This is a genomic window from Pseudoalteromonas 'SMAR', from assembly GCF_048515945.1.
In the GTDB taxonomy this organism is placed as follows: Bacteria; Pseudomonadota; Gammaproteobacteria; order Enterobacterales; family Alteromonadaceae; genus Pseudoalteromonas.
In genome coordinates, this window is the sequence record NZ_JBLWMW010000001.1 from 169,540 (window position 1) to 194,992 (window position 25,453).

Sequence of the window (25,453 nt, forward strand, 5' to 3'; positions counted from 1 at the left end):
GATTCATTGCCGTGCTCCCAAGCCTAGTCATCTGGCACTAAAATTCTGTTATTATGACGCCTAGTTTTGTTATTTATTGTTACCCTTAGTGGTGTTTTACCCCAGTGCTGGTACATTAACTGCAGAATTCTTAATCGGCGTTCATAAGCATGCTATATCTTTATGGAGTTAGAGGTTGAAAAAATTTCTTGGTGCCTTGGCGCTGCTACTTGCCCTCCCCTCATTGGCTAACTCATCAGACTGTGATGCTGAACAACAGCAATGTGTTGCTGTCGGCCAATGGCAAGTTGGTGTGGCGGTAGGTGCAGGCGTTATTTCAAACCCATTGCATCAAGGTGAAAACATTCCTTTGGTTGTGGTGCCTTATTTAAGCTACTACGGCGAGCAGTTATTTTTTGATAATGGCACCTTGGGCTATACATTAGTAAACAAGCCGCGTTTTGATTTTAGCTTAATCACCACCTTTAACGCCGAACAAGCTTACTTTGAAAAGTTTCACCCGAATAATATCTTCTTGCAAAAAACCTTTTTGGATTCCAGCGCCCAGCTGCCAGGCGGAGAATCTACCGTCATGGCTAATGCCATTTCGCTACAACAAATAGCTAAGCGCAAATGGGCCGCGGATGGCGGCGTGTTAATGCATTGGTTGCTGAACAATCAGGTAAAAGTATCTGCCAGCTGGCTCAGTGACATAACTAATACTTATCAAGGCTACTTGGCAGAGGTTGCGCTTAGCTATCGCTTTGCTTTATCTGGCAAAGCAAGCGCTGCACTCAAAGCAGGTGTGCAATGGAAAAGCCAAGCATTAATTGACTACTATTACGGCATAGACGGCAAAGACACCGCCAACGCCAGCTTCTGGTATGACGGCAAAGCAAGCCTGCAACCGTACCTCAGTTTTGCTTACTCCTATGCCCTTTCAGAGCAGTGGCAATTTAAGTTCAACGCCAAATATAAACGCTTAGACAGCGCCATGACCAACAGCCCCCTAGTGACTGATGATTATACCGCCACGGTATTTGTCGGGGGCAAATATGAATTTTAACTCCGCGTTGTTGTGCTTGAGCTGTATAGCCCCTTTACAGGCATTCGCAGAGCAAAGTAGCGCCATACGCTTTGCTATTAAGCCCATTACCTGCATGGTAAAGCAGGCTGGGCAAGCGTGTGAAATGACCGCTAAAATCACTTGGCAAAGCGAACAAAAGCAAGACTTGTGTCTGTATCAGCAGCAGTTGCAATTGGCTTGTTGGCAACAAACGCAAAAAGTGAACACCAACAAAGCCATAAAACTTGAAAAAACCATGCGATTTACATTAAAAAATAGTCAGCAGCAGGTGGTTGCCGAGCAAATGATTGAAGTCCACAGCAGCGCCAACCAAAAGTACCGTCGTAAACTGAAAAGTGATTGGAGTGTATTTTAATGGCTAAAGTATTACTGGTTGAAGATGATGTTAAGTTAGCCGAGCTAACGGCTAAATTTTTACGCCATAACGACTTTGAAGTGGTCACTCTGCATCACGGCGTTAACGCCATAAACGCCATCGAAGTCGAAAAACCGGATCTTTTAATATTGGATATTATGTTACCTGGGTTAGATGGCTACTCCATCTGCAAAGCGGTACGGCAAGAATTTACTGGGCCAATTTTATTTTTAACCGCCAAAGACAGTGACTTTGACCACGTCAAAGGACTCGAGATTGGCGCCGATGACTACATTATTAAGCCGGTGGAGCCCTATGTGTTGCTCGCTCGTCTCAACGCGCTATTACGCCGCACCATAGTGCAACCGGCTAACACCGAGTCAATCGTGTTAGGCGATCTGCAAATTGATAAATCGGATCGTAAGGTCTTTTTAGCTGGAAACGAGGTTGAGCTCACCAGTTATGAGTTTGATTTACTGAAAACACTGGCCAGTCATGCCGGTGAAACTTTGAGCCGCGATTACATCTATAAGCATGTGGTGGGGCGTGAATATGATGGCTTAGACCGCAGCGTGGATGTGCGCATAAGTCGCTTACGGAAAAAGTTAGGCGATAACTTAGAACAACCTGCACGCTTAATCACCGTGTGGGGAAAAGGCTACCTCTGCTCTAAATCAGCATGGGACTGAATTATTCGTGTTAAAACTTCTGCTGAGCCTGTATTTGGCGGTATTCACCAGCATTGTTGTTATCAACCAGCTCAACGAACTTATTTGGCAGCAGTGGGCCGTATCAGAGCCTGACGAGCTGAGGCATGCGCAATCCGTAGCCCAGACTTTGCAAACCAGTGTCAGCCCAAGCTCCTTGCCCGCAGAGTCTGAGAACCTAAAAGTACTGCAAATCGACGATATCGCTTGGCTGCCCGAGCAAACTTCCTTATTACGTCAAGGACAGGTACTGACCAGTTACAATAGCCAAGGTCATGCTTTACTCACTTTTGCTATAGCGAACTCAGACAAACTCATCCAACTTGGGCCATTCGCCCCTGCCACCAGCGCTGCGGACAAACGTTGGGCGCTGAAACTGTTTTCTTACGCTATTCTGGCGTTTTTATTGATGTTATGGATACGGCCACTGTGGTTAGACTTGCTGCAATTAAAGCACATTACCGCCAGCCTCACGCAAGGGCAGTTACCCAGCGCAACTCGGCGCTCACGATTTTCAGCCATTGCTACCTTAACCGAGCAAATTCGTGCCCTTGCGGCGCAAGTGGCGAGGCTAATAGAGAATCAAAAGTTATTGGTTAATGCCGTATCCCATGATCTGCGCACGCCCCTAGCAAGACTTAAGTTTGCCCTCGCCATGCTGCCTAAGGAGAGCCAACAGCAAGCTCAAGCCATGGCTGAAGACGTTACCGAGATGGAGCAGTTAATCGCCGAAATGCTGGCTTACGCGCGACTGGAGTTCGAGCTTGAGGAACTAACCATGAGCGACGTCGACCTCAACGAGGTTATAGAGCAGCAAGTCAGCAAACTCGGTAAATTAACCGAGAAAGCCATTCACTTTCAGGCTGGCGGCAACGCAGTCAATGTCACTGGCAATAATCATTACCTCAGTCGTGCCTTGCAGAACCTGATCCAGAATGCCGATAAATACGGTTACAGCCAAATTTCAGTGTCATTGCAATGCCACAATGAACAAGCCAGTATTATTGTTGAAGACGATGGTAATGGCATTGCCAAAGAGCAATGGCAAAGCATTTTTGTGCCTTTCTCGCGGTTAGACGAAAGCCGCAGTAAAAACGGCGGCGGCTACGGTTTAGGGCTGGCCATAGTGCGCAAAATTGCCCAATGGCATCACGGTGAATGTGAGGTTGGCGAGGCCAGTTTAGGCGGCGCCAAGTTTACTTTAACCCTGCCATTAAAGCGTTAGTGAGTAGTAAATCAAAGCTTCACAGAGCCACGCAATGCCTTGGTTTGCCCACGCTTGGTTTTTTGATTAAGCCGCTTGCGCTGGGCACTTTTACTGGGCTTGGTGGGGCGACGCTTTTTTTCCACTTTGGTCGCTTGTTGAATAAGTGCTTGCAAGCGCTTTAGGGCGTCTTCGCGGTTTAGCTCTTGAGTACGATGGTTTTGTGCCTTGATCACCACAACCCCTTCTTTGGTGATGCGCGAATCGTTCAGCTCAAGGAGCTTGTCTTTATAAAAGGCGGGTAAGGTTGAGCGCTTGATATCAAAACGCAAATGAATTGCACTGGCTACCTTATTGACATTTTGTCCTCCGGCGCCTTGGGCGCGGATCGCCGATAAGTCAATTTCCCACTCTGCCAATGTTACGTTATTTGAAATTTTTAGCATACTTCCCCCATTGCTGTGATTTTACCATAGCAGCAAAATCACACAAAATGAGGGCCGCGAAATGGCATTAAGCGGTGCGAGTGGCTATAGCAGGAGGAACCCGTGCAGCCATCACTGCAGGGTAAAGTGTTGCTAGCTGGCCAACGGCAATCATTGCGCCAGCACACCAAAGTAAATACTCGCCGGGCACCGCGCTAAGGGCAAAGTAGTTAACCAAATACATGTTCGCTAAGATGGCAAGCACTGAGCCCAGCACGATGCCTGCAACCATCATAATTGCATTTTCTAACAGCAAGTAAGCCAATACCTGAGCGCGAGTCGCGCCTAAGGCACGCCGCGTGCCTATTTGCTTACGGCGTTTGATCACGGTGTATCGTGCCTGACCAAAAATGCCCAACATAGTGACAAAAGCCAGTGCGATGATCACCGCCTTCAAGGTTTGGCTAGCAGCAAAGTCGGCTTGCAGATTGTCTTTTTTTATCTCTGTGAAGGCCTGAAAGTTATCAAGGTGACGACCGGGCTGCTGCACTAACAAGGAATACGTCGCCTCCATGGCTTGCTGGCGTTGACCGGGCTTGGCTCGTACCACCAACATGCTTTCTTCATAATGCTCGCGCACCGAACTTAATACCGTCATGTCGTAGGCATACCAAAATCGCCAGGCGGCTTTCATGTTGTCTACCACCCCAATCACACGTTGCGGCACAAACTCAACAAAAATGGTGTCGCCAACAACACTACGCCAATCTTGCGGTTTTATTTTAGCTGCGAGCTGCTTGGAAATAATCACACTGGCCGAGCTTTTGTGGCCATCATAATACTGCTCAATGACATCGGAGGGAGTAAAGTTTCTGCCAGCAATTAAGTTCAACCCCAGCGTTTCTATCACAGTATGATCAGAACCATAGTATCCAGCGTGGGTGATGCGGTCGTTTTCATTATCCGTTAAGCCAACATCCAGCGAGCGTCCCCAATTAGTAAGTGGCATGCCTGTGATCGGGCTGACACTGGCCACGCTGGGTAAGGCACGAATGGCGGCCAAGTCTTGCTCTAATTGTGCACTTTTTTGCGCTTGGTTTCCTGGCAAGTTGGTAGAAAAACTAAATAACTCGCTTTCATTTAACCCGGTTGGCTTTACCAACTCAGCTTCTTTAGTCACCATCATGTTCATGGCGTTGACCAAAATGGTGAAGGTTAACGCCACTTGCAGCGTCAAAAGTAAGGGGGCAAGCTTGCTGTGCTTAATGGTTTTCAAAATGGGAAATACGTCTCTCATGGGCCGCTCCTACAAGCTTTTCAACTGACTCGATGGCTGCGTGTGCGCCGCTCGAACGGTGGGCAACAAACCAAAGATCATGGCACTAATAATGGCCAACGCCAGTGTCATGAGCACCAATCCAAAGGTCATTTCCAGCATTTGCGCATAGAGGTGACTGTAAAGCTGTGCGGTGATACTGAGCCCTAATTGCGCCAGTACCAAGCCTGCAACTCCCCCCAGCAAACCAATAATGCAGGTTTCAACTAAAAACTGCAGGATAATGTCGCGCTGCGATGCGCCTACGGCACGGCGTAAACCCACTTCACCGGCGCGGCTGTGAAACTTGGCCATCATCATTGCCATACTGTTGAGCAAACACACCAGTAAAAAAGCAAAAGCCAGCCAAATGGCAATGTTGCCATCTTCTTTGAGGACTTTTTGATCGTACAAATACTCCTTCACATCCAACAACTGATGTAATGGTTCGCGCAAAAATCGGCCATACTCTCTTTGCTCTGCCGAGTAACTACGTAAAAAGTCGAGGTACTGTGTACGCTCTGAGGCAGAGCCCAGCTCTACCCAATAAGAAAGCCAAACACACTCAGAAGCCAAACGGGCAGCGAATGACTCATCGGCAGGCTCGCGCCAGCAGCGGGAAGAAATATCCGAGGCCGTCCAAAAGGTGTGATTTACTTGAGATTGCAGTGGGATCATGACATCACGAGGCTTGCTGAAGGCACGTACGCCATAATCATAGAATTTGGGGGTGGGATACCAGTGATCGATAACTCCGACCACGCGGTATTGATGCTCCCCAATCAATAGTCCCTGTCCTACCGAGTTTGCACCGTTAAACAGCTTGTCGTTTAACTCTCTGGTGATCACCGCCTCAGGCAATCCTGCTTTATCTGCCTGCTCGCTCCATGGTTGGCCAAACAGGAATGGCACCTCGAACATGGCGAAAAAGTCGCGATAGGCACTGCGGATCGGAGTCATTTTAGCTGCTACCCGACTTTGCTCAGTGCTGCGCACCATTTGTTTAAAGCTGGCCAGAGGAGTTTTTCTTACCCCCGGCTCGGCCAGCTGTAAATTCATGGCGTCTTGATAGGTCATGATTTTAGGCGGAATTTCTTGCCCATTTTGAATAGCAAAAGGCTTATCGGGACCATAACTGTTAAGCCGAACATGGAACAGTTTATCGCTTTTTGTCGGAATGGGATCTTTGCTCAGCATATAACTGACCGTATAGGTGGTCATTGCCGCACCGATACCAATGGCAATGGTCGCTATCATTAATAGGGATAAAAAAGGGGTTTTGCGTAATGACAATATTGCCAGCTTAATGTAATAACCGAGCATATGATCTCCTAAGCAATGGCTTTGGCGTAGTCGGCGACTTCTGCAATAATGCCGTCGCGAATTTCCACTACACGCTGTGCTTTTAGCGCTTGTTGCGGGTCATGTGTCACCATAATAATACTGGTGCCTTGGTTATTAATGTCTTGCAGCAACTGCATAATGCTGTCAGCCATTTTGCTGTCTAAGTTGCCTGTTGGTTCATCCGCGAGCAAAAAAGCAGGCTTACCGGCAATGGCTCTGGCAATCGCCACTCGTTGTTGTTGACCACCAGAGAGTTGTGCTGGAAAGTGGCTTTGCCGCGACGCTAACCCCACCTTTGTGAGGGCATCCATAATGCGTTCATGACGCTGTTTGCTCGACAGCTTACGATAGCGTAGTGGCATATCGATATTGTCGTACAGGTTCAGCTCGGGGATTAGGTTAAAACTTTGAAAGATAAAGCCTATTTTCTCATTTCTAAGCTTTGACTTGTGCTTATCGCTGAGCTTTTCCACATTAATGCCATCTAACTCATACTGGCCTTCGCAGGGATTTTCCAGCAGTCCGGTGACGTTTAAAAACGTCGTTTTCCCAGAGCCCGATGGCCCAACTACGGCGACAAACTCGCCAGCGGCAATCTCCAAATCGAAAGGCTGCAACGCTTGAGTTTTGATGGTATCGGTATAGTATGCCTTGGCCAAATTGCGCATCGATAACATGTGTAAGCTCCCTATTGCAGAATTCTGACGCTTGGCGCGTCATTAAATAAGCGCGGATCCGACGTCACCACTAAATCCCCTTCTTTGAGACCAGCAAGCACTTCAACTTGCGAAATACTTCGTAGCCCTACCTTAATCGGTGTTTTAACGGCCCGCCCCTCTTTTACAACATAAGCAAACTGACCATTATGCACCGTGAGATACTGGCCATGGGGTAAGTAAGCAATATTTTGCTTGTGCTCTATCACAATACGACTGGTAAGGCGTTGGTTTTGTCTAAGGCCATTCACTGTTTGCTGATTAAAGCGAATTTTGCCGGCAACCTGACCGTTTTCTATTTCTGGGGAAATGGCGACAATTTCTCCTTGGTACGATTCACCATTAAGATTAATTTCAGCGCTCATGCCAATGGCTAAGTCTTCTGAGTAACTTTCAGGGATCTGCACCTCGATTTCGTATTCGGATAAATCAACCACACTCAACAAGGATTGATTTTTTGCCACCGTATTTTTTTGCTCAACCGCCAAATTCCCCACGATCCCCGCGACCGGTGACACTACTTTAAGGGCATCAACCTGGCGACTCAGTTCAGCCACCTTGACCTTTTGGGCATCGTATTCCAGCTCTTTGGTACGAATTTCAAATTTCTGGCTTTCTTTTAATAGCGCCACTTCTTTTAGTGCCAAACGGTATTCCCGCTCGGCATTTTGTAATTCGTCTTTGGCTTTTTGGTAATCTATATCGCTGATCACTTGGCTTTTTAGGCCATTTTCTGATCGCTGCATTTCTCGCTTAGCCGCATTCAGTGCCACCTCGGCTTCACCAAGGTAGTTTTCTTGTACTAAGTCTTGTTTTTTGGCGTGAATGATCTGACGTTGCAGTTGGGTTTCTAGGCGGTTGAGTTCAGCTTGCTGTTGCGCCAGTTCACTTTTTAGTTCTGGGCTGTCGATAACGGCTAACGTTTGTCCGGCGACCACGGAATCGCCAGCGGCAACATGATAAGTCACCGTGCCTTGAGCTGGACTATAAATCTGCGGCCGTCGCGCGGCAACCACTTTACCTTGCACCGAAATATCTCTGATAAAGTCGCCCTTTTTAACACTGGTAATGTGGATGTCTTGTTTTGCGACCGCCGCTTCACCACTGAGCCACTGGGAAAAAAGGGGCGCTAACGCAACCACCACTACCACTATAGAAATAGCAGCCAATACTAGTAACGATAAACGCCTTTTCGGCTTTTCGACCTTAGTATCCTGGGAGCTGGTATCAGGGATATAAGTCATGTGAGGATTCCTTTGTCACGGCTTATGTTGTTTTTATTGCTATGCAAGTGCCGCGCACCGTTTTACCCAATGTAACCAGGTGTACCGAACCGTAATGCCTTATGATTGTGCACAGCAACTTACTTAGCGTCCTATATCAACGTGCCTAAACCCTACACAAATTAAAATAAAATGTCACTATTTATGAAAATTTTTGTTAATTATTCATTCTGACTGTTTACCATCTCCAGGTAGCGGCTTTCAATAAACTTTTTCTCTTTTGAAAGGTGATGCAAGGCTTCTCGGGTTTGCTCAAGTTCAGCCTTAATTTCTTGCAATTTTGCACCATCTTCCACTTCTTGCTCTTGTACTATTAGCTGTTGCAAAGCTTGACTCTGCTCAGCAATTTGGCGTTTATATTCGTTGATTGTATGAGACATATCTTGCCGCTCACGCTCAAAATTCGCCACCAATTGTTCCAGTTCCTTCTCTGACGGTCCAGCGGCGGTGTGTGATTCCTCTAACTGTTGTCGCAATTCTTGATTTTCTTTTTGTAATTGTTCGGTCGATTCGTACTGATCATAGAGTTTACGACGGGTGACTTTAAGACGCTCGATGCTGCTATCTAGATCGCCTTTGAGTTTTTTAATGAGCTTATGAGATTTAATTAACTTGCGATTCAATTCATCAATTTTAGTTTGTTCATCTTTGGTAATATGATCTTGGGTGGAGGTTTTTATTTCTACTAACTGCTGCTCGAGGTTGGATTGTATGCTGGCCAGCTCTTGGATGGTTTTTTGGTTATCGGCAATAAACCGCATAGAGCGGTCAATGGCATCGCGACACTGTTGCAACAAATAGTGGTTATCTTGTCCTGCTTGGTTATTCCCTTGGACATTTTTTGCAAATAGCCGAAATTCTCTTAATATCAATAATAGGATATAAAACCAGGCCGCTAATATTAACAGTCCAAGGTTTACCGCCATATAAATGAATACGTCGCTGGGTAGTTTTTCAATTAACATATTGCTTGCTCTTAGTTTACTCTTCGTTTAGTTTAGTATTGGTACAGAATCGTGCCTATAATAAATCTATATTTTTCAATTAAGTGGTAGTTTGTGAAGGTATTAATCGTTGATGACAGCCCGGCAACCCTAGAAATAGTCCGACGAGGTCTAGAGCGATTTCAATATCGCAGGCTGCTGGTTAGAAAAGCGCAAAGCGCCAAAGAAGCACTGAAAGTCATAGGCTCATGGCACCCCGACATAGTGTTAACCGATTGGCATATGCCCGACATATCTGGGTTAGCATTGGTTAAGGCAATTAAACACAAAAAGCTCGACATTACCATGGCTATGGTCACTACTGTCGACGATGAAGAACAAATTAAACTGGCAATGGAATATGGCGCGGCTTTTGTGCTATCAAAACCTTTTGCCGACGACGATCTACATTTTAAAATGCAGCCTTTGGTGGAAGCCGCAGAGCAAAGTATTAAAACTCGTCAAATCCATGCCCTTCACAAAGGCGTACCCTTGCCACAGGTGGCACAACTTGAAAAACTGATGAATAAACACATCGACCCTGAACTGCGACTGGATCAGGTCCACCCGCTTGAGTTTGATGCTGATAACCTGCCTTGTGTCATGGTAGCGTATGAAGATCCCAAAATACAAAAAGTCAGGGCTGTGGGGGTGTTAGATATTTATGCCCTTTGCGTTATTGTTGCCTCAACGGGCAACCTATCTAAACCTGAGGCGATGCAAGTGATCCATAACCATAAGGTCAATGAAGAGATTTTGTCAGCCTGTAAATCAGCTCTTAACTCCACTTCCTACGCATTTTTAGACATCATGACCCGCAGAAGTTTGAAAGTAAAAACCCTGCAGTTCGTTGAAAAGCCTTTTCCTAAATTACGCCAGCTTTATCAGACCGCTGCCAATATGCGCATCGATCTGTGTTGCCAACGCCCAGGTATGGCGCAAGGTAAAATCTTACTGGTGGGATTTTTAGACTAGTGTAAAAAATTGCGTGGCGTCCTTGCCACGGCAAGTGCTTGGGAACTGGAGAATGGACACCGGTAATAGCAATCGCATTGCTACGTTAATATTCGATTGTTTACTTCATGCAATTGCTAAAAATCATGAGCCGTTCAGTTTAAAATAACTTTGCGCCAATATTTGTTGGCTATTTTTCAGCGCTCGGCTCAGCGCTTGCAGTACTGTTTTCCCCTTAGCCTTAACAATTAGCGTGGGTAAGCCTGGCAGTAGCACCTCTACCTTACACAGTGTCATGTTGCCACTTTTGCTGCTTAACTCGTCTAATCTCACGTTGACCTTGCGAATATTATCGGCATAGCTTTTTAATCGACTTTTCACCGCTTTTGTGAAAGCGACCTTGTTATCTGCGGATAACGTGGTGTTTTGGCTAACAAGATTTAGTTTCATCTTCTACCTCAATTTGGTCGGACAGTGCCTATGAACAATCTTTCTCTTGCTCCGTGACAACAAATTTACTAATCTTGAAAAAAAGATAAAAGCTGATTATATCTAACCAAGTATAAGATTTTACCGAACAATGAACATAAACTTTAACCATCTATATTATTTTTGGCAGGTGAGTAACGAAGGCAGTATCGCAGCCGCGAGTAAAATACTGCATTTAACCCCGCAAACGATCAGCGCTCAACTATCTAGCTTAGAGCAGCGCTTGGGTAAACCTTTGTTTATCCGTGAGGGCCGCGGACTCAGGCTGACTGATTTTGGCATTCTAACCAAACAGTATGCTGATGATATGTTCTCAATTGCAAAAGAGTGGTTAGAAACCACCCAAGATGAATTCGGTAACGCTCACCGTACGCTAAAAGTGGGTATTTCAGATGCCATTCCCAAATCTTTGGTTTCAAAATGGCTAGCTCCATTAATCGAAAACGATAAAGTCGCCAACCTGCATTGTATTGACGGCCAACAAGCTGAGCTGTTAGCACAAATGGCCACGCACAAGCTCGATATTGTATTGGCAGATAAGCCCTTAGACAGCCAATTACCTTTTAAGGTGTTTTGTCATGAGATAGGAAAGAGCCAAATTGGCTTTTATGGCTCGTCAGATGCGCCCGAAATGCTGAAATCACACTATCCAGCCTCGCTACAAGATAAAGCGATTTTATTACCAGCAAAACATAGCCCAGTAACCAATGCCATTCAATATTGGCTGCAAGAGCAAGATATTGATGTGAAAGTAGCCGGCCACGTTGATGACAGTGCCCTAATGAAATCCCTTGGTCAGCAAGGGTTTGGATTTTTTCCTGCGCCCTTATCAATAAAGCGCGAACTGGAGCGCCACTATGATGTGGTGTTAATTGGCACCATGGAAAACGTTTACCAAAGCTACTATGCCTTTACCCCAGATAGGCTAATCAAAGATTCGATCTTCTCTGAGTTTGTTCGGCTCGCGAAAAACATCAGTTAATGTTGAGCGGTAAAAGTGGATAGCCTCAGGAGTAACAAGCACAATAAAAATTAAAACAACAGTAACATTGACTACATAGCTGAAATAGCTGTCTGCCTACTGTCATCACTTTAGTATGTCGCTGAGATAATTGCTGGGGTTCCATACCTTCGCTCTTTGAGCTTTTCTCTCAGCTTCCATACCTCTATAATTTAACAAACCCTTAAATCAAACGATATCATGTTGCGCAAGCCCAAAATTCGTATTCATTATTGCACTTTGTGTCAGTGGTTGTTGCGTTCAGCCTGGCTAGCACAAGAGCTACTCTCGACTTTTTCCGATGATCTAGCTGAAGTCGCCTTAGTGCCGGCTAGCAAAGGCTGCTTTGAAATTTATTATAACGACACCTTAATCTGGTGTCGCAAACTCGATGGTGGTTTCCCTGAGGCAAAGGAACTAAAACGGCGGGTCCGTGATAAATTGGACCCAGAGCGAGACTTGGGTCACATTGATAATTAGCTTGATACCGGCGCATGCCCTACTGGGCATTGCCCCCATAACCTCATTAACTGGTGGCAAAGTCTTTTAGCGCTTGGCCACTCAAGCGGTAAATGATCCATTCGTTTTGCGGCTCGGCGCCGATGCTGTCGTAGAAATCAATGGACGGTTTATTCCAGTCTAATACCACCCACTCAAAACGCCCACAGTCCTTTTCTAACGCCAAATTAGCTAAATACTTCATTATCCCCTTCCCTGCTCCATTTCCACGCTTATCTTGGCTTACGTAAAGATCTTCAAGGTATAGTCCATGTTTTCCTAACCAGGTTGAATAATTAAAGAAATAGACAGCAAAACCGATCGCCTCGCCATCTTGCTCACAAATGACACTGTGGGCTCTTGCCTGCTCGCCGAACAATTTTTTTTCTATTTCGGCTACGGTGTTGACCACAGCATCAGGCTCTTTCTCGTAAATAGCTAATTCATTGATAAAATGTAAGATGGTTTTGGCATCGGATGGCTCTGCAGGCCGCACGGTTATGGTCACTGTTTTTCCTTTTTATGAGTTTGTTTCAGACTAGCAAAAACGCTGAGTGGAAAACAGCAGCACAAGATAAGTGCACTGAAAAAGTGAACAATTAAGGTGAGCAACTCGTATAAAGGGTACATTTAGGTATGAGGAGTCTTACCATGTTTACAAGGATATTTGCTGCCACAGCTCTACTTTTTACCAGTTTTTCATCACTCGCCAGTATCGATGTGGTGCAGCGCTTTATTGAGCAACCGAAAGCGGTGGGTGAAACAGCCAGAATGACCTATTTATTTTGGGACGTTTACGATGCCACCTTGTACGCACCACAGGGGACTTACTCTGAGCAGCAGCCCTTTGTATTAGCACTACGCTATTTACGCGATCTTGACGGTAAAGCCATTGCGGAGCGCTCCATTGAAGAGATGCAGAAACAAGGCTTTAATGACCCTGAGCTTGAAAAAAAGTGGCTACAACAAATGATTGCTATATTTCCTGATGTCAGTGAAGACACAACCCTTTATGGTGTCCGTAATGCCGCAGGCTATACTGAGTTTTATCAGGGCAGCAACAAAATTGGTGAAGTCCAAGACCCACAGTTTACCCGATGGTTTTTCAATATTTGGTTAGGAAGTAAAACCTCAGAGCCCAAATTACGTGCAGAAATTTTAGGACTAGGGAGTAAATAAATGCGAGCCACCATTATTATACTTATTACTTTGTTACTTACTGCTTGCAGCAGCGGTATTGAAGGAAACCGCTATGCCCAGTTACAACCCAAGTTTGACCCTTACACCTTCTTTCAAGGGGATATAAAAGCTTGGGGCATTGTACAAGACCGTGATGGCAATATGATCCAGCAGTTTGTGGTAGATATTAACGCCTACCAGAATGAGTCGGGACAACTGATACTCGACGAAACGTTTGAGTATTTGTTGGGAGACGGCGTTAAAGAACGAGTTTGGAAAATTCGTCAGCAACAAAATGGCAGTTACGTCGGCCGAGCTGGAGATATTTTAGCCGAAGCCTCAGGTGAAACCTTTGGTAATGCCATGAACTGGCGCTATGAGATGGACTTACCCGTGGGTGACACCAGCTATGTAGTGACTTTTGATGATTGGATGTGGGCGTTTGATAATAACACCCTTATGAATCGCTCTTACATTGAAAAATTCGGCTTAACTATGGCCGAGGTGACTATTTTTATGCAAAAACAATAAAGTTATGTCGAGCTATTTATACGGCGCTTAGGCGCCGTCTTTAACGGTAATACTCACACTCTTATTTTTCCTCTTGGTGCATTGCAAGAGACATAAATACACTCAAGGGGTTATCACGGTAAAAGCCAAAGCGTTCACAACGCTCAAATCCTAGGCTTTCATATAACTTAATCGCATTGGTTTGTTTTGAACCTGTCTCTAGGCGGATCAGGGGAATTTGCGCATCTCCAGCGTAGTGCAACAAGATTTGCATAATACGCTTAGATAACCCCTTGCCGCGATAGCTTGGCTTGACATACAAGCGCTTAATTTCGCCGTACAAGGTTTTATCAAATTGTTTTACAATGGCGCCGCAAGCAACAATGCCTTCATCTGTTTGCAGGCCTACGGCATAAACATTGGGTTGGTTCAGCTCTTCCACAGCCAAAGACTGTGCACTAGCGATGGGATACAAGCTATTCATTAGCTTGTCGATTTCAGAGAACACCGCAATGGTCTGCGGATCCTCTGGCTTAAGTTGAACTAATTGCATACCTGCCTCTATATCAAACAGTCACCTACAGAGCTACTTCCGGCTCTAGCTCAAAGAGCATACTTTATACCTACTTACTGCGCTGATTGATCAATGTGTTTCATTATTTTGTTGATATTTATTGCAGCGCATAGCGTGACCGAGGTCAGACTATACCGAGTTAAACAAAATAAGCAACTTGGTGAGGTATTTTTGAATAGCTTGTTGGTTGTACCTGAGAAAGAGAAAATAAATTATTTTTTATTTTAATCACATAGTTAAGATTGAAAGTTAACGTCTGAACTTAACTGGGGAAGATTAACAAAGTCAGTAGTAACAAAACCAGCACAAGTAGGGTAAGCGCCGGCAGTGAAGGGGCCATATTTGAATTTGGTGATTTGTGTGGCATAAACGGAATACTCCCATTGCAGCTTCTCAGATTTTACTTCCTTAGCAGGCTTCAGAAGTGCAAACAAACAAGCGGTGGGTTAACTCCAGCCCACAACACTAAAGTACCAAATAAAAAATAAAAAGCAATACTAAAGATTTTGCTCGCTATACTTAGCATATGCGTCACAGTCGCTTTCTATTGTTGCGAAAGCACAGAGGCAAAAAGCGACTACTATTGTTACAGGTGAACTTTGTTAAAGGCATGATTATGGCTACATCGGTGAATGAAAGTATGCCAATCCTTATCGTCTCTTCCAGCTGGCGGATCATAAAGGCAACGCAGGCTGCACAACAGCTGCTAGAAAACCAGAATAATATTGTCGGCAGTCAACTTGATGAGCTGTTTAATTTTCCCAGTAGCTTTTTAGAGCAAAGAGCAATCAACAATGGCGCTCTGGTCCAAGTAAGCCACCGTTTACAAGGAAAAACTCAGTATTTACTTTCTTTTTATGATGTTGCCCACAGTGAAATTACCATCCATATCACAGAATTAACCAGCTACTACTGCCAAAACCCACTCGAGGATGAACAAACTCGGATCTTAAGGCATGCAGTCAACAGTGCCAACTTAGGGATCTGGTGTTATGACTTAGTGAGCAAACATGCCTACTTCTCTCCTAAGTTTAAAGCTCTTATTGGCCTACCAGCATCTGCTGAGCTCGACTGGGAGTCACTTAAGTCGATGATTTATCATGAAGACCGCAGCTTGTTTGCAGAACTCTTAGCGCATCACATTGAGCAGGGGCTGATGATCCAATTTGAGTTTCGTATTGAAGTACGAGGCGCCATTCGCTGGTTTGAATTCAAGGGTGAACAAGTTAAGTACTGCATAAAAACACACAATGTTTATGGGATTTTGGCAGACTGCACCCATGAAAAAGACATGTTGGTTGCGCTTCATGATGCTGAGGAAAGCAAGCAGCTGGCCATGCAAGCTGGAAAGATCGGCACCTGGCGAGCCATAAAAGTAGCGAATCAATGGGTTTGGAACTGGGATCGACAAGCCAACTCTATCTTTAAGCTCGAAGACGACGATATCGGAAACTTAGCAAAATGGCAGCAGAGCCTTCACCCTGATGACAAAGAGCGAGTCACAGAAGCGCTGCAAAACTCTTTACAAGCCGGTGATACTTTCGAACAACGTTACCGCAGTGTTATTGCAGAAGGTGACGTTATCGTGTTGTATGCAAAAGGCGTGGTAGGCTGTGATGAACATGGCGACCCCACGCGCATCGATGGGGTGGTCATTGACCAAACGGATGTATACATTGCGCAAAAGAAACTACAACACATCAACCAGGAACTAGAACAACGGGTGGCGGAGCGTACCGCCGACTTAGAAGCCGCCATCATCAAGGCAGAACAAGCAAATCGTACTAAATCAGACTTTCTATCAATGATGAGCCATGAGTTACGTACCCCCATGAATGGCATCATTGGTGCTCTTGATTTAATCAACCTCAGTGAGCTCAATGAGGATAACCAAGAGCTAATCGAAACCGCCACGGTTTCGGCCAATAATTTGGTGGCAATTTTAAACGATATTCTCGATCTTGCGAAAGTAGAACAAGGAAAGTTAGAACTAGAAAGTTACCCTTATTCTCCCTCGCAAATGCTCAATAACATTGTTAAAACGTTTTCTGCCCATGCAAACGATAAATCCGTTAAGTTAGTGGTATTAGAAGCCACAGATTTACCGCTAACGGTAACCGGAGATGAAAACCGTGTCCGGCAAGTTATTTTTAATATTGTCAGCAATGCCATAAAGTTTAGTGTGCCGACCAGAGCAGAAGGTGCCTTAGTGTCCATTAAAGTGAATTGGAAAACGGAGGGAGTGGCATTGTCTCACCTGATTTTCACCATATCAGACAACGGCATTGGCATCACTCCAGAAGTACAGAAAAAACTGTTCACCCCCTTTACACAAGCCGAACGCTCCATCACTCGTCGCTTTGGCGGTACTGGGCTAGGATTAGCCATATGTGGCAAGTTGGTTGATTTAATGGGTGGTAAAATCAGCTTAACCAGCAAACCTAATCAAGGGTCAAGCTTTGCTATTACCATCCCGGTATGGCAAGGACACACGCCACAACAGTTAGAGCCAACCTTTAAAACCCTTTACTTACTTCACAGTTCAGACCAACAGGCACCAGAATTACAACAGCTTAGCAACTGCTGCCATAAAGCCTGTGAGCAGGTCATTGTTATTGAAAACATCTCGCAAGCAAAACCAGAGAAAGATGCGGCTCTGATCATGACTGTTACTGCGAATGAAGAAATTACACAAGGTGCTAATCAGCGTGCCTCTTTACCAACATTAGCCTTTGTCACTCCAGCTCTGCATACCACCTCTACTGAGCAGCAACTGCAGGTGGATATGGTACGCTCACTCTACCCCCACACTCAGCACTCTTTTATGCAGTTGCTGAAGAAGCTACGCCAAACGACTAAGCCAGTCCCCGTCGACAGTCTCGATGACTTAACGCCACTGGATGAACTCGATAGCCTGCTAACGCAAACTAAGGACTCTAGCTGCATTGAGCAAAGTGATGCTGGTAAAACAATCTTGCTCGCAGAGGACAACCCTTTTAACCAGAAGCTGATTGTTAAGCAACTGGCTCGACTGCAATTAAACTGTGATATTGCCAGCAATGGCCAAGAGGCTTTGGATAAATTCAAAAATAATGACTACAGCCTCCTACTCACCGACTGCCATATGCCAGAAATGGACGGTTACGAGCTAACTAAGCATATTCGTGAATTAGAGCAACAACAACAGCTTACTGCTATACCTATTGTTGCGGTGACCGGTGCGGCCATGAAAGGCGATAAAGAAAATTGCATCGACAGTGGTATGAATGATTACGTCAGTAAACCGGTTAGACTGATGGAATTAAAGGACACTTTATACAAATGGCTGAACACAGAGGATAGTAATGAGTAAATCGCTGAACCCACAAGTTATGATAGAGCTTATCGGTGATGATAAGGCCAGCGCGAGAAAGTTTTACAGCGATTTTCTCCAACAAGCAAAGTCCAGCTGTGGGCTACTTAAACAAGCTTACCAAGACAGCGCATATCAAGAGCTGAAAGACCATGCACACTTTTTAAAAACGTCTGCCAAGGCCGTCGGGGCTGAAGTACTAGCGGAGCAACTACAAGAGTTAGAGGAGCAAGCCTTAGCCAATAACCAAGCACAGTGTGCCGAGCTTATCCGCGCCATTCATACCGAGCTGGGCAGCCACTTTGTAGTAGCACTAAAAGCACATTTACAGCAAGCTTAATAGCCATCTCATTTAGCTGAATAAAATAAACAGGCCGCCATACCACAACAGTGAGCAATCTATTTTACAGAACAAAACAATCACAATATACCATTATACAGATTGAATACATTCACTCATAATAACGTCATCAACTTAATGAGGAGCGACAAGATGCTAAACAATATGGAAGGTAAATCAGTACCCAATGTAACATTTCCGGTTCGAAAAGGTGAACAGTGGCACCACCTAACCACAGCAGAGATTTTTAATAACAAAACGGTTGTGGTGTTTTCATTGCCAGGGGCATTTACGCCAACGTGCTCTTCGACTCACTTGCCACGCTATAATGAATTGGCAAATGTATTTAAGCAAAATGGCGTCGATGACATTGTCTGTGTGTCCGTCAACGACACCTTTGTTATGAATGCTTGGGCACAATACCAAGAAGCTGAAAACATTACCCTGTTGCCCGATGGCAACGGTGAGTTTACTGATGGCATGGGCATGTTAGTAGACAAAAACGATCTCGGCTTTGGCAAACGCAGCTGGCGCTACGCTATGTTGGTAAAAAATGGCATCATTGAAAAGATGTTTATTGAGCCAGAAAAACCGGGTGACCCATTTGAGGTTTCAGATGCCGACACCATGCTGGAGTATATCAATCCCAGTCAAATTAAACCGGAGCCGGTTACGGTGATCAGTAAAATTGGTTGCCCATTTTGTGAAAAAGCAAAAGCTCTGCTGCAACAAAAAGGCCTTGCTTATGAAGAGCTAATGCTGGGAAAACACGCCTCTTTGACTAGCTTAAAAGCGTTGTCGGGCCGTGAAACCGTACCTCAGGTATTTATTGGCGGCAAGCATATTGGTGGCTCTGACGACTTAGCTGAGTACTTTGCATAATCCTTTCACCGCTTCAATCCAAAGCAATGCTTTGTCATGGGGGTTTACAGTGGCAAAGCATCTTGCTTAGAGGTTGCTCTTACTTGAGCAGTAAAGGAGCATTTATAAAGCCCATTTAAAAACTTGCTTTTATTAACAGCGCTTTGCACCATAGCTGTTACACTTAACAGCAAGCCTACGACGTTGTTAAGGATAAGGACATGGATCACCCCAAATGTTGCCACTATCATGCCGACTTTTTATCTTTGCATGAACAAAACACGATACTGACTACGCTGAATAATGAGTTTAACCTCAATCAACCCGACTATGTAGAGATCATTGGCAAAGGCAAACAGCCAGTATGGCCTTGGAAAATGATGTTGGTTGACCCGCTTTTAGTGGACAGCGATGTATTTCCTGCACACCACGGACGGCGTCAGGCTTGGTTTCCAGCCATTTCGTCTTTACAACAAAAACTCGCTGAATTCACTGGGGTAGTATTTCCGGTGTGCGTTTGTATCTACTACCCTGATGGCGACGAGTACTTGGACTTTCATAGCGACCTGCCCGCCTTTGGCCCAACTAACGTCATTGCCTCAATTAGTTTAGGTGCCGAGCGAGCATTCCATATTCGCCACCAATCTCAGCTACAACATCAGTGGCAAATCAACTTAGCCAGTGGTTCGTTATTGCTCATGGCTGATGGCTTTCAAGACAATTACCAGCACGCTGTACCAAAAGCGACAGGTAAGGTCGGCCCGCGGTTTAACCTAACATTCCGCCAGTTTAACTGGCCTGGGCATGTTCGCTCAACTCAAGACATTTCGAACTCAGCCCTACCATGAGAGGTGGAGATAAAAGATCCTTCCTTGCCAACCCAACTGTCATCAAAACTGCAGTATTTAACGACAAATTGACTCGAGGCAACGCCTTGTTTAAATTGACCTTGGTGTGCTAATACCAACACTCCGCCTTGGTGAGGCGAGGTTAATGTGATCACCTCAAAGCCGTTAAAGTGAGCATCCCCTTCAGGGTGGTAATAAAGCTGATAACGTACTTCACTGGTGCCAGACAGTGCCCCCTTGTAACTTTGCTTTACCTTAGCTTGACTCAATTTTTCGCTGCTACTTTCAATTGCTTGCTCTTGCCAATCTTGAATTTGAAACTGACCCGCTAACTCCATGATGATTCCTTTTTTTTATGCTATTAATCACCAACATCCTAGCATGACGAACATTATCTGATATTGTAAAAACGCGACAACGACTTTTGAGGGAACCATTTTGCAATCAATTCAACAAGCTTCATCGGGTGTGCTACATCAGCAACAGAGCCAGCAACACTACCAGTTGCGGCGATATAAGCCTCACTCTCAATATGCAGAGCTTGTCGAACAATATTGGTTTGTGGACTGGCAGTTGCCGGCAAAAACTATTCACACGCAACAAAACTTACCCGATCCCAATCTACATCTGGTTCTTGAAAAGAATCAACTAACATTGATAGGCCCAGTAAGTAAAAAGTACAGCTATAAGATGTCAGGCACAGGAGGTATTGTCGGAGTTAAGTTTGCGCTCGCAGCACTAGCGCCTCATTTACCCCATACGATGAGTTATTATGTCGATAAAACTCTGCCAGCAAGCCATTTATTTACCGAAGATATTGCGCACCACCTCGTTTCGTTGCTGCAAAGCAGCGATGATCAACAGGCGGTATCTTGCTTAGAAGCTTACCTAAAGAGCTTGGCAGTAGAGCACTCAGATGCGCAAAAGCAGGCAGCTACGCTGGTTAATTTAATAAAACACAGCCCTCACATCTACAGTGTCGCACAATTGGCTGACGAATCTGGTTTATCACAACGAAGCATACAGCGGCTTTGTCATCGCTATATCGGCCTTTCCCCTAAGTGGTTAATTAGAAAATACCGTCTACACCAAGCACTGAAACAACTCGACAAAGGCGATGTAACCATGATTGACCTCGCCTTACGCCTTGGTTACAGCGACCAACCTCACCTTATTCGTGACTTTAAAGAGATAGTGGACATGACTCCAAAACATTATGTAGAACAAAAAACACCGTAAAAAGAAAAAGAGCGGATAACCCGCTCTTTTGTATTAATTATGCTTTTTTAATCGCTTTTTTCAATTTCTTGATTTTCGCTTCATGCTTTTCAATTTTTGCCTTGCGGGCTTTCACTTCTTTTTTTAGCTTCTTAACATCGTCTTTCTTAGCCACTGAACTCTCCTTAATTTGCTTGGTATCAATAATAAAGATAGCCATTAAGTGCAGTATTTCAAATTCATTGCGCTACAATGAGAACTATCTAAAGGGCGTTAGTCAATTTCATCACTTTACTACACAAACGCTTACTTTTTGGTATTTCTTATTACCAAATAAAACCTAGAAATTCATTAAGCTATTGATATTGTATAGTTTATAAATATTGGCTTAGTAGTTGCTGCAAACAATCACTATTCGATTATGAGTTGGAGTAAGGATAATGTCCGTACCATTACAAGACAGACCGCTAGAAACCGTCAGGGAAGAAGTCATTGATCAATTAATCTTAAATTATAGCCATGGTGAAATCTCGGCAGATGCCTTTGAAAGGCGGCTTGATAAAGCATACCGGCTGGATTGTCACGAACCGTTAGCTGCCTTAAGTGCGGACCTGCCATTACAAGCCGATCCTAGATACCACAGCGAAAAAGCGGCACGGATGGGACCAAAATTTTCTCCTAGTGAGTCGCAGCAGCCTCTCACTATCACTGCTATTTTGAGCTCAGATCACCGTGCCGGTGAATGGCGAGTGCCAAAGTCTATTACTTTGCGCAACTATCTTGGCAGCATCGAACTCGACTTTACCAATGCCGTATTCACTCACCCTGAGGTACACATATACAGTGACTGTATTATGGGAAGCGACGACATCATTGTTCCAGACTCAGTGGATGTCGTCACTGAAATCACCAATATTATGGGCTCAGTCGAAAACACCAGAAATACGCTCAGCAATACTGCACACGCCAAACAACGGCCACGAATTCACCTTCACGGTCGCACTATTCTCGGAAGTGTAGAGGTACGCTCTAAAGTATCAATGAAAGAGCAACTGAAGCAATTTGCTAATGGTTTGCGGGAGTTTTTTACTGAGCAACCTAAATCTAAGTAATTTAAACTCAAGCAAGCACATCTGAGTTGACCATTGCCAGTTTAGTAAAACATATAAAAAACCCTGCCGCGTAGGACAGGGTTTTACTATTTCATATAGCGTTTAAACTATTATTTTTCGACTGGGAAACCACGGTCACGCATCAGTGCATCAACCTTGGCATCACGCCCTCTAAACTTGCGGTACGCTTCGGCAGGATCCATAGCGTTACGCACAGAGAATAAGTAGTCGACTAAACGCTCTGCTACGTCTTCATCATAAAAGCCACCTGGTGCTTCCGCGAACGCTTCAGCAGCATCAGACGTCAGTACCTCAGCCCATAAGTAGCCATAGTAGCCTGCAGAATACCCTTCGCCAGAGAAGACATGGCCAAAGTGCGTGGTGCGGTGACGCATGACAATTTCTTCAGGCATGCCTAGGGCATTCAGCTGTGACTTTTCAAACGCCACTGGATCGCCAATTTTATCTGGATCCGTGGTGTGGAATAACATATCCATAATCGCAGACGCTAAGTATTCAGTGGTCGCAAAGCCCTGGTTAAAGGTGGCCGACTTCTTGATTTTCGCAATCAGCTCTTTCGGCATCGGTTCGCCAGTTTTATAGTGTACCAAGTAGCGATTGATCACTTCATCTGTGGCCAACCAACGCTCTAGCAGCTGTGATTGGAACTCAGTGTAATCACGAACACCCGAATTTGAACTTGGGTATTTCACTTTTGATGATAGCGCGTGCAGAGCATGCCCGAACTCATGGAAGTAAGTTTCTGCGTCTGACCAAGAAATCAACGTTGCTTCACCTTCTGGGGCTTTAACAAAGTTGGAGTTGTTTGAGCTCAAGACATTTTGTTTGCCATCAAAGGTGGTGTGACTACGATAAGATACTGCCCAAGCGCCAGAGCGCTTACCTTTACGAGCGAATGGGTCTAAGTACCATAAACCAACGTTTTCACCGGTAGTTTTGTCGGTGACTTCCCACACTTTTACGTCTGGGTGGAACACTGGCACAGTACCCTTAGCAACAGGCGTAAATTCAAAGTTAAATAAGCGTCCCGCGACATAAAACATGGCTTCACGAAGCTTATCCAGCTGTAAGTAAGCCTTTACTTCATTTGAGTCAAGCTGATACTTAGCTTGGCGAACTTTCTCAGCATAGAAGCGGTAATCCCATGGCTTAATAGTGATATCCGCGCCTTCTTTATCGGCGATGGCCTGCATATCAGCCACTTCTTGCTCAACACGAGCGATGGCGGCTGGCCATACTTTCTTCATTAATGCCATGGCATTGTCTGGCTTTTTCGCCATACGGTCTTCTAGGCGCCATGCAGCATAATTATCGTAGCCCAGTAAGTTTACGCGCTCGTGGCGTAGCTTTAAGATTTCAGAAATAATTGCCTTATTATCCGCTTCGTCACCATTGTTGCCGCGGTTGTAATAATTATTCCAGACTTTTTCTCTGACCTCACGCTCAGTGGAGTAGGTTAAAAATGGGTCCATTGAAGAGCGTGAGTTAGTAATAGCATACATGCCCTCTTTGCCACGCGCTTTCGCCGCAGCTGCCGCCGAAGTAATAAATGACTCAGGCAAGCCAGAAAGCTGGTCTTCGGTTAAATAGACCACATAGTTTTCTTCATCGGCCAACACATTGTTGGCAAACTTAGTATGCAGTTTTGATAACTCTAAGTTTATTTCTGCGTAGCGTTTAGCATCATCGCCCGTCAAGGTTGCACCATTGCGGGCAAAGCCGTCGTAGCGCATTTTGGTAATTCGCTGTTCCTCAGGAGTCAGCTGCTGGTATTCCTCACCCTCGTAAACGGCTTGAATGCGTTTAAATAATTTTGTGTTTTGGGTGATTTTAGAGCTGTATGCTGAAAACTTTGGCACTATGCGAGATTGAATGTCACGAAACTCTGGACTCGACAGGTTTGCGCTCCAAATACCGTAATAGGTAAAAATACGCCCTAAAGCGGCGCCTGATTTTTCTAGTGCCACTATGGTGTTTTCAAATGTCGGTTTCGCAGGGTTGTTGGCAATGGACTCAATTTCTTTGAGGTTATCTGCCATTGCGATTTCTACCGCTGGCTCTAACAGTGCCAAGTCCATCTTGTCAAAATGAGGCACACCTTGGTAAGGCCCTGAAAACGGTTTTAGCAAAGCATTGTCATACTGTTTATCTTGCAGTAGTTTAACTTGTTGTGGTGCTTTGTCAGCAGTGCCTGCGCAGCCCGAGAGTGCCAAGCACACAGCAGCACTTAATAAAGTAATTGTAGGTTTAAACATAATGTTCCATCGCTTGTTGTTATGTTAGCCACAGATATTACCCATAGCAGATAAAAGTGCAATGTGTTTGCGAGCGACATGCCATCACAAGCGATAGATTGACATCCCTTGATGTGGCCCTGCTTAACGCCTTAGTGCTCTTATCAATGCTAATTTTTTTCATCGATTGTTACAATTTAGCTTGAAAAATAGGCCAAGATCAGCCAAGTTAGTAAAAAACTGATCTGTAAGGCAAACTGATGGAAGTTGGCATTTTCATTTATGACGGCGCGGAAAGTTTAGATTTTTGCGGACCATTCGAAGTATTTAATACGGTAAAACGGTTTATCGATACTCCCATCAATATCAGTATTGTTGCTCCCAGCCATATTCCAATTACTTCTCGTGGGGGAATGAGTGTAAACCCCCATTACAGTATTTACTCCCATCCCAAGTTCGACTTACTCATTGTCGTAGGTGGATTACATCAAAACATTTGTCGTGACCACAACGTCTTGAATTGGTTAGCAGAAACCGCTAACCACACCTCGCAGTGCGCCGCTGTTTGCACTGGGGTGTTTCTTTATGCCGAGGCAGGCCTAATTGATGGTAAACGCGTCACAACTCACTGGCAGAACCTAGATCAACTTAAAGAACTGTATCCGACACTCGAAGTAGTGGAAAATGCACGCTATGTTATGGATCAGAATTTTACTAGCTCTGCAGCAGTATCGGCAGGTATTGATATGAGCCTCGCTTTAGTAGAGAAAAAGTTTGGTCAAGCCATTGCGATGGAAACCGCAAATTACATGGACTACGACTGGTCAGCAAACAAGTAAATAGTGTGGCTATAGTTAATTACAGT

The 25,453-nt window shown here is 44.9% G+C and carries 27 protein-coding genes; 16 read left to right on the plus strand and 11 right to left on the minus strand.

Annotated features, from left to right (window positions below; genetic code table 11):
• The first annotated feature begins 175 nt into the window (after positions 1-175).
• Genes ACNKW2_RS00735 through ACNKW2_RS00750 form a run of 4 tightly spaced genes read left to right on the plus strand, consistent with a single transcriptional unit; the run spans position 176 to position 3,353 of the window.
• Positions 176-1,045, plus strand: a complete 870-nt coding sequence (locus ACNKW2_RS00735; protein ID WP_419146838.1) for a MipA/OmpV family protein — start codon at positions 176-178, stop codon at positions 1,043-1,045.
• A complete protein-coding gene (locus tag ACNKW2_RS00740) occupies positions 1,035-1,421 on the plus strand; it encodes a DUF3019 domain-containing protein (RefSeq protein WP_419146839.1) in 387 nt (128 codons plus the stop codon). Before ACNKW2_RS00735 ends, ACNKW2_RS00740 begins: the two co-directional genes overlap by 11 nt.
• Positions 1,421-2,110, plus strand: coding sequence for a response regulator (locus ACNKW2_RS00745; RefSeq protein WP_419146840.1), 690 nt, complete (start codon positions 1,421-1,423; stop codon positions 2,108-2,110). Before ACNKW2_RS00740 ends, ACNKW2_RS00745 begins: the two co-directional genes overlap by 1 nt.
• Positions 2,111-2,117: 7 nt before the next feature.
• Positions 2,118-3,353, plus strand: a complete 1,236-nt coding sequence (locus tag ACNKW2_RS00750) for an ATP-binding protein (RefSeq protein WP_419146841.1) — start codon at positions 2,118-2,120, stop codon at positions 3,351-3,353.
• Positions 3,354-3,364: 11 nt separating this feature from the next.
• On the opposite strand, the gene arfB is transcribed toward ACNKW2_RS00750, so the two are convergent.
• The 6 genes from arfB to ACNKW2_RS00780 all read right to left on the minus strand — a co-directional run bounded on the left by arfB (position 3,365) and on the right by ACNKW2_RS00780 (position 9,380).
• On the minus strand, positions 3,365-3,778 hold the full coding sequence (gene arfB, locus ACNKW2_RS00755) for an alternative ribosome rescue aminoacyl-tRNA hydrolase ArfB (protein WP_336565381.1): 414 nt from the start codon (positions 3,776-3,778) through the stop codon (positions 3,365-3,367).
• 67 nt (positions 3,779-3,845) lie between these two features.
• The gene (locus tag ACNKW2_RS00760) at positions 3,846-5,054 is read right to left on the minus strand and encodes an ABC transporter permease (RefSeq protein ID WP_419146842.1); all 1,209 of its coding nucleotides are present in this window, start codon (positions 5,052-5,054) and stop codon (positions 3,846-3,848) included.
• Between the two features lie 9 nt (positions 5,055-5,063).
• Complete coding sequence (locus tag ACNKW2_RS00765) at positions 5,064-6,395, minus strand: ABC transporter permease (protein ID WP_419146843.1); 1,332 nt, start codon at positions 6,393-6,395, stop codon at positions 5,064-5,066.
• 8 nt (positions 6,396-6,403) lie between these two features.
• Positions 6,404-7,093 carry an ABC transporter ATP-binding protein gene (locus tag ACNKW2_RS00770; protein WP_419146844.1) on the minus strand — a complete coding sequence of 230 codons (690 nt, stop codon included), beginning with the start codon at positions 7,091-7,093 and terminating at the stop codon, positions 6,404-6,406.
• Between the two features lie 11 nt (positions 7,094-7,104).
• Positions 7,105-8,376, minus strand: coding sequence for an efflux RND transporter periplasmic adaptor subunit (locus ACNKW2_RS00775; RefSeq protein ID WP_419146845.1), 1,272 nt, complete (start codon positions 8,374-8,376; stop codon positions 7,105-7,107).
• 200 nt (positions 8,377-8,576) lie between these two features.
• Positions 8,577-9,380, minus strand: coding sequence for a chromosome partitioning protein ParA (locus tag ACNKW2_RS00780; protein WP_419146846.1), 804 nt, complete (start codon positions 9,378-9,380; stop codon positions 8,577-8,579).
• A gap of 93 nt (positions 9,381-9,473) precedes the next feature.
• On the opposite strand from ACNKW2_RS00780, the gene ACNKW2_RS00785 reads away from it, so the two are divergent.
• Entirely contained in the window at positions 9,474-10,373 is a 900-nt protein-coding gene (locus tag ACNKW2_RS00785; RefSeq protein ID WP_419146847.1) for a response regulator, read from the plus strand.
• Positions 10,374-10,496: 123 nt separating this feature from the next.
• Here ACNKW2_RS00785 and ACNKW2_RS00790 read toward each other — a convergent pair whose 3' ends face one another.
• The gene (locus ACNKW2_RS00790; RefSeq protein WP_336565389.1) at positions 10,497-10,802 is read right to left on the minus strand and encodes a hypothetical protein; all 306 of its coding nucleotides are present in this window, start codon (positions 10,800-10,802) and stop codon (positions 10,497-10,499) included.
• A gap of 130 nt (positions 10,803-10,932) precedes the next feature.
• On the opposite strand from ACNKW2_RS00790, the gene nhaR reads away from it, so the two are divergent.
• Both nhaR and ACNKW2_RS00800 read left to right on the plus strand, forming a co-directional pair.
• The gene (gene nhaR, locus ACNKW2_RS00795) at positions 10,933-11,823 is read left to right on the plus strand and encodes a transcriptional activator NhaR (RefSeq protein ID WP_419146848.1); all 891 of its coding nucleotides are present in this window, start codon (positions 10,933-10,935) and stop codon (positions 11,821-11,823) included.
• 222 nt (positions 11,824-12,045) lie between these two features.
• Positions 12,046-12,321: an Rdx family protein gene (locus ACNKW2_RS00800; protein WP_472977997.1), complete on the plus strand. Its 276-nt coding sequence runs from the start codon at positions 12,046-12,048 to the stop codon at positions 12,319-12,321.
• A gap of 46 nt (positions 12,322-12,367) precedes the next feature.
• Here the strand turns inward: ACNKW2_RS00800 and ACNKW2_RS00805 are convergent, their stop codons facing one another.
• A complete protein-coding gene (locus tag ACNKW2_RS00805) occupies positions 12,368-12,847 on the minus strand; it encodes a GNAT family N-acetyltransferase (protein WP_419146849.1) in 480 nt (159 codons plus the stop codon).
• Positions 12,848-12,990: 143 nt separating this feature from the next.
• Between ACNKW2_RS00805 and ACNKW2_RS00810 the strand changes: the two genes are divergently transcribed.
• Together ACNKW2_RS00810 and ACNKW2_RS00815 are read left to right on the plus strand one after the other, a co-directional pair.
• A complete protein-coding gene (locus ACNKW2_RS00810; RefSeq protein WP_419146850.1) occupies positions 12,991-13,518 on the plus strand; it encodes a chalcone isomerase family protein in 528 nt (175 codons plus the stop codon).
• On the plus strand, positions 13,519-14,049 hold the full coding sequence (locus ACNKW2_RS00815) for a DUF3833 domain-containing protein (protein ID WP_336565394.1): 531 nt from the start codon (positions 13,519-13,521) through the stop codon (positions 14,047-14,049).
• 61 nt (positions 14,050-14,110) lie between these two features.
• Here ACNKW2_RS00815 and ACNKW2_RS00820 read toward each other — a convergent pair whose 3' ends face one another.
• Complete coding sequence (locus ACNKW2_RS00820) at positions 14,111-14,581, minus strand: GNAT family N-acetyltransferase (RefSeq protein ID WP_419146851.1); 471 nt, start codon at positions 14,579-14,581, stop codon at positions 14,111-14,113.
• 637 nt (positions 14,582-15,218) lie between these two features.
• Here ACNKW2_RS00820 and ACNKW2_RS00825 point away from each other — a divergent pair.
• The 4 genes from ACNKW2_RS00825 (at position 15,219) to ACNKW2_RS00840 (ending at position 20,003) form a co-directional block, all read left to right on the plus strand.
• Entirely contained in the window at positions 15,219-17,954 is a 2,736-nt protein-coding gene (locus ACNKW2_RS00825; RefSeq protein ID WP_419146852.1) for an ATP-binding protein, read from the plus strand.
• Entirely contained in the window at positions 17,947-18,294 is a 348-nt protein-coding gene (locus tag ACNKW2_RS00830) for an Hpt domain-containing protein (RefSeq protein ID WP_419146853.1), read from the plus strand. Before ACNKW2_RS00825 ends, ACNKW2_RS00830 begins: the two co-directional genes overlap by 8 nt.
• A 153-nt stretch (positions 18,295-18,447) precedes the next feature.
• Positions 18,448-19,176, plus strand: a complete 729-nt coding sequence (locus ACNKW2_RS00835) for a glutathione peroxidase (RefSeq protein WP_419146854.1) — start codon at positions 18,448-18,450, stop codon at positions 19,174-19,176.
• A gap of 200 nt (positions 19,177-19,376) precedes the next feature.
• Positions 19,377-20,003 (plus strand): alpha-ketoglutarate-dependent dioxygenase AlkB, encoded by a 627-nt coding sequence (locus ACNKW2_RS00840; RefSeq protein WP_419146855.1) that lies wholly within the window; start codon positions 19,377-19,379, stop codon positions 20,001-20,003.
• Here the strand turns inward: ACNKW2_RS00840 and ACNKW2_RS00845 are convergent.
• Complete coding sequence (locus tag ACNKW2_RS00845; RefSeq protein ID WP_419146856.1) at positions 19,973-20,341, minus strand: DUF3224 domain-containing protein; 369 nt, start codon at positions 20,339-20,341, stop codon at positions 19,973-19,975. The two genes, ACNKW2_RS00840 and ACNKW2_RS00845, sit on opposite strands and share 31 nt — an antisense overlap.
• A gap of 100 nt (positions 20,342-20,441) precedes the next feature.
• Here ACNKW2_RS00845 and ACNKW2_RS00850 point away from each other — a divergent pair, with 100 nt between their 5' ends.
• Together ACNKW2_RS00850 and ACNKW2_RS00855 are read left to right on the plus strand one after the other, a co-directional pair.
• A complete protein-coding gene (locus ACNKW2_RS00850; protein WP_419146857.1) occupies positions 20,442-21,242 on the plus strand; it encodes a helix-turn-helix domain-containing protein in 801 nt (266 codons plus the stop codon).
• 419 nt (positions 21,243-21,661) lie between these two features.
• Complete coding sequence (locus ACNKW2_RS00855) at positions 21,662-22,333, plus strand: LiaF domain-containing protein (protein ID WP_419146858.1); 672 nt, start codon at positions 21,662-21,664, stop codon at positions 22,331-22,333.
• A 110-nt stretch (positions 22,334-22,443) separates the two neighbouring features.
• Here ACNKW2_RS00855 and ACNKW2_RS00860 read toward each other — a convergent pair whose 3' ends face one another.
• A complete protein-coding gene (locus tag ACNKW2_RS00860; RefSeq protein WP_419146859.1) occupies positions 22,444-24,609 on the minus strand; it encodes a M3 family metallopeptidase in 2,166 nt (721 codons plus the stop codon).
• Positions 24,610-24,848: 239 nt separating this feature from the next.
• Here ACNKW2_RS00860 and ACNKW2_RS00865 point away from each other — a divergent pair, with 239 nt between their 5' ends.
• Positions 24,849-25,427, plus strand: a complete 579-nt coding sequence (locus ACNKW2_RS00865) for a DJ-1/PfpI family protein (RefSeq protein WP_419146860.1) — start codon at positions 24,849-24,851, stop codon at positions 25,425-25,427.
• Positions 25,428-25,453: the final 26 nt, after the last annotated feature.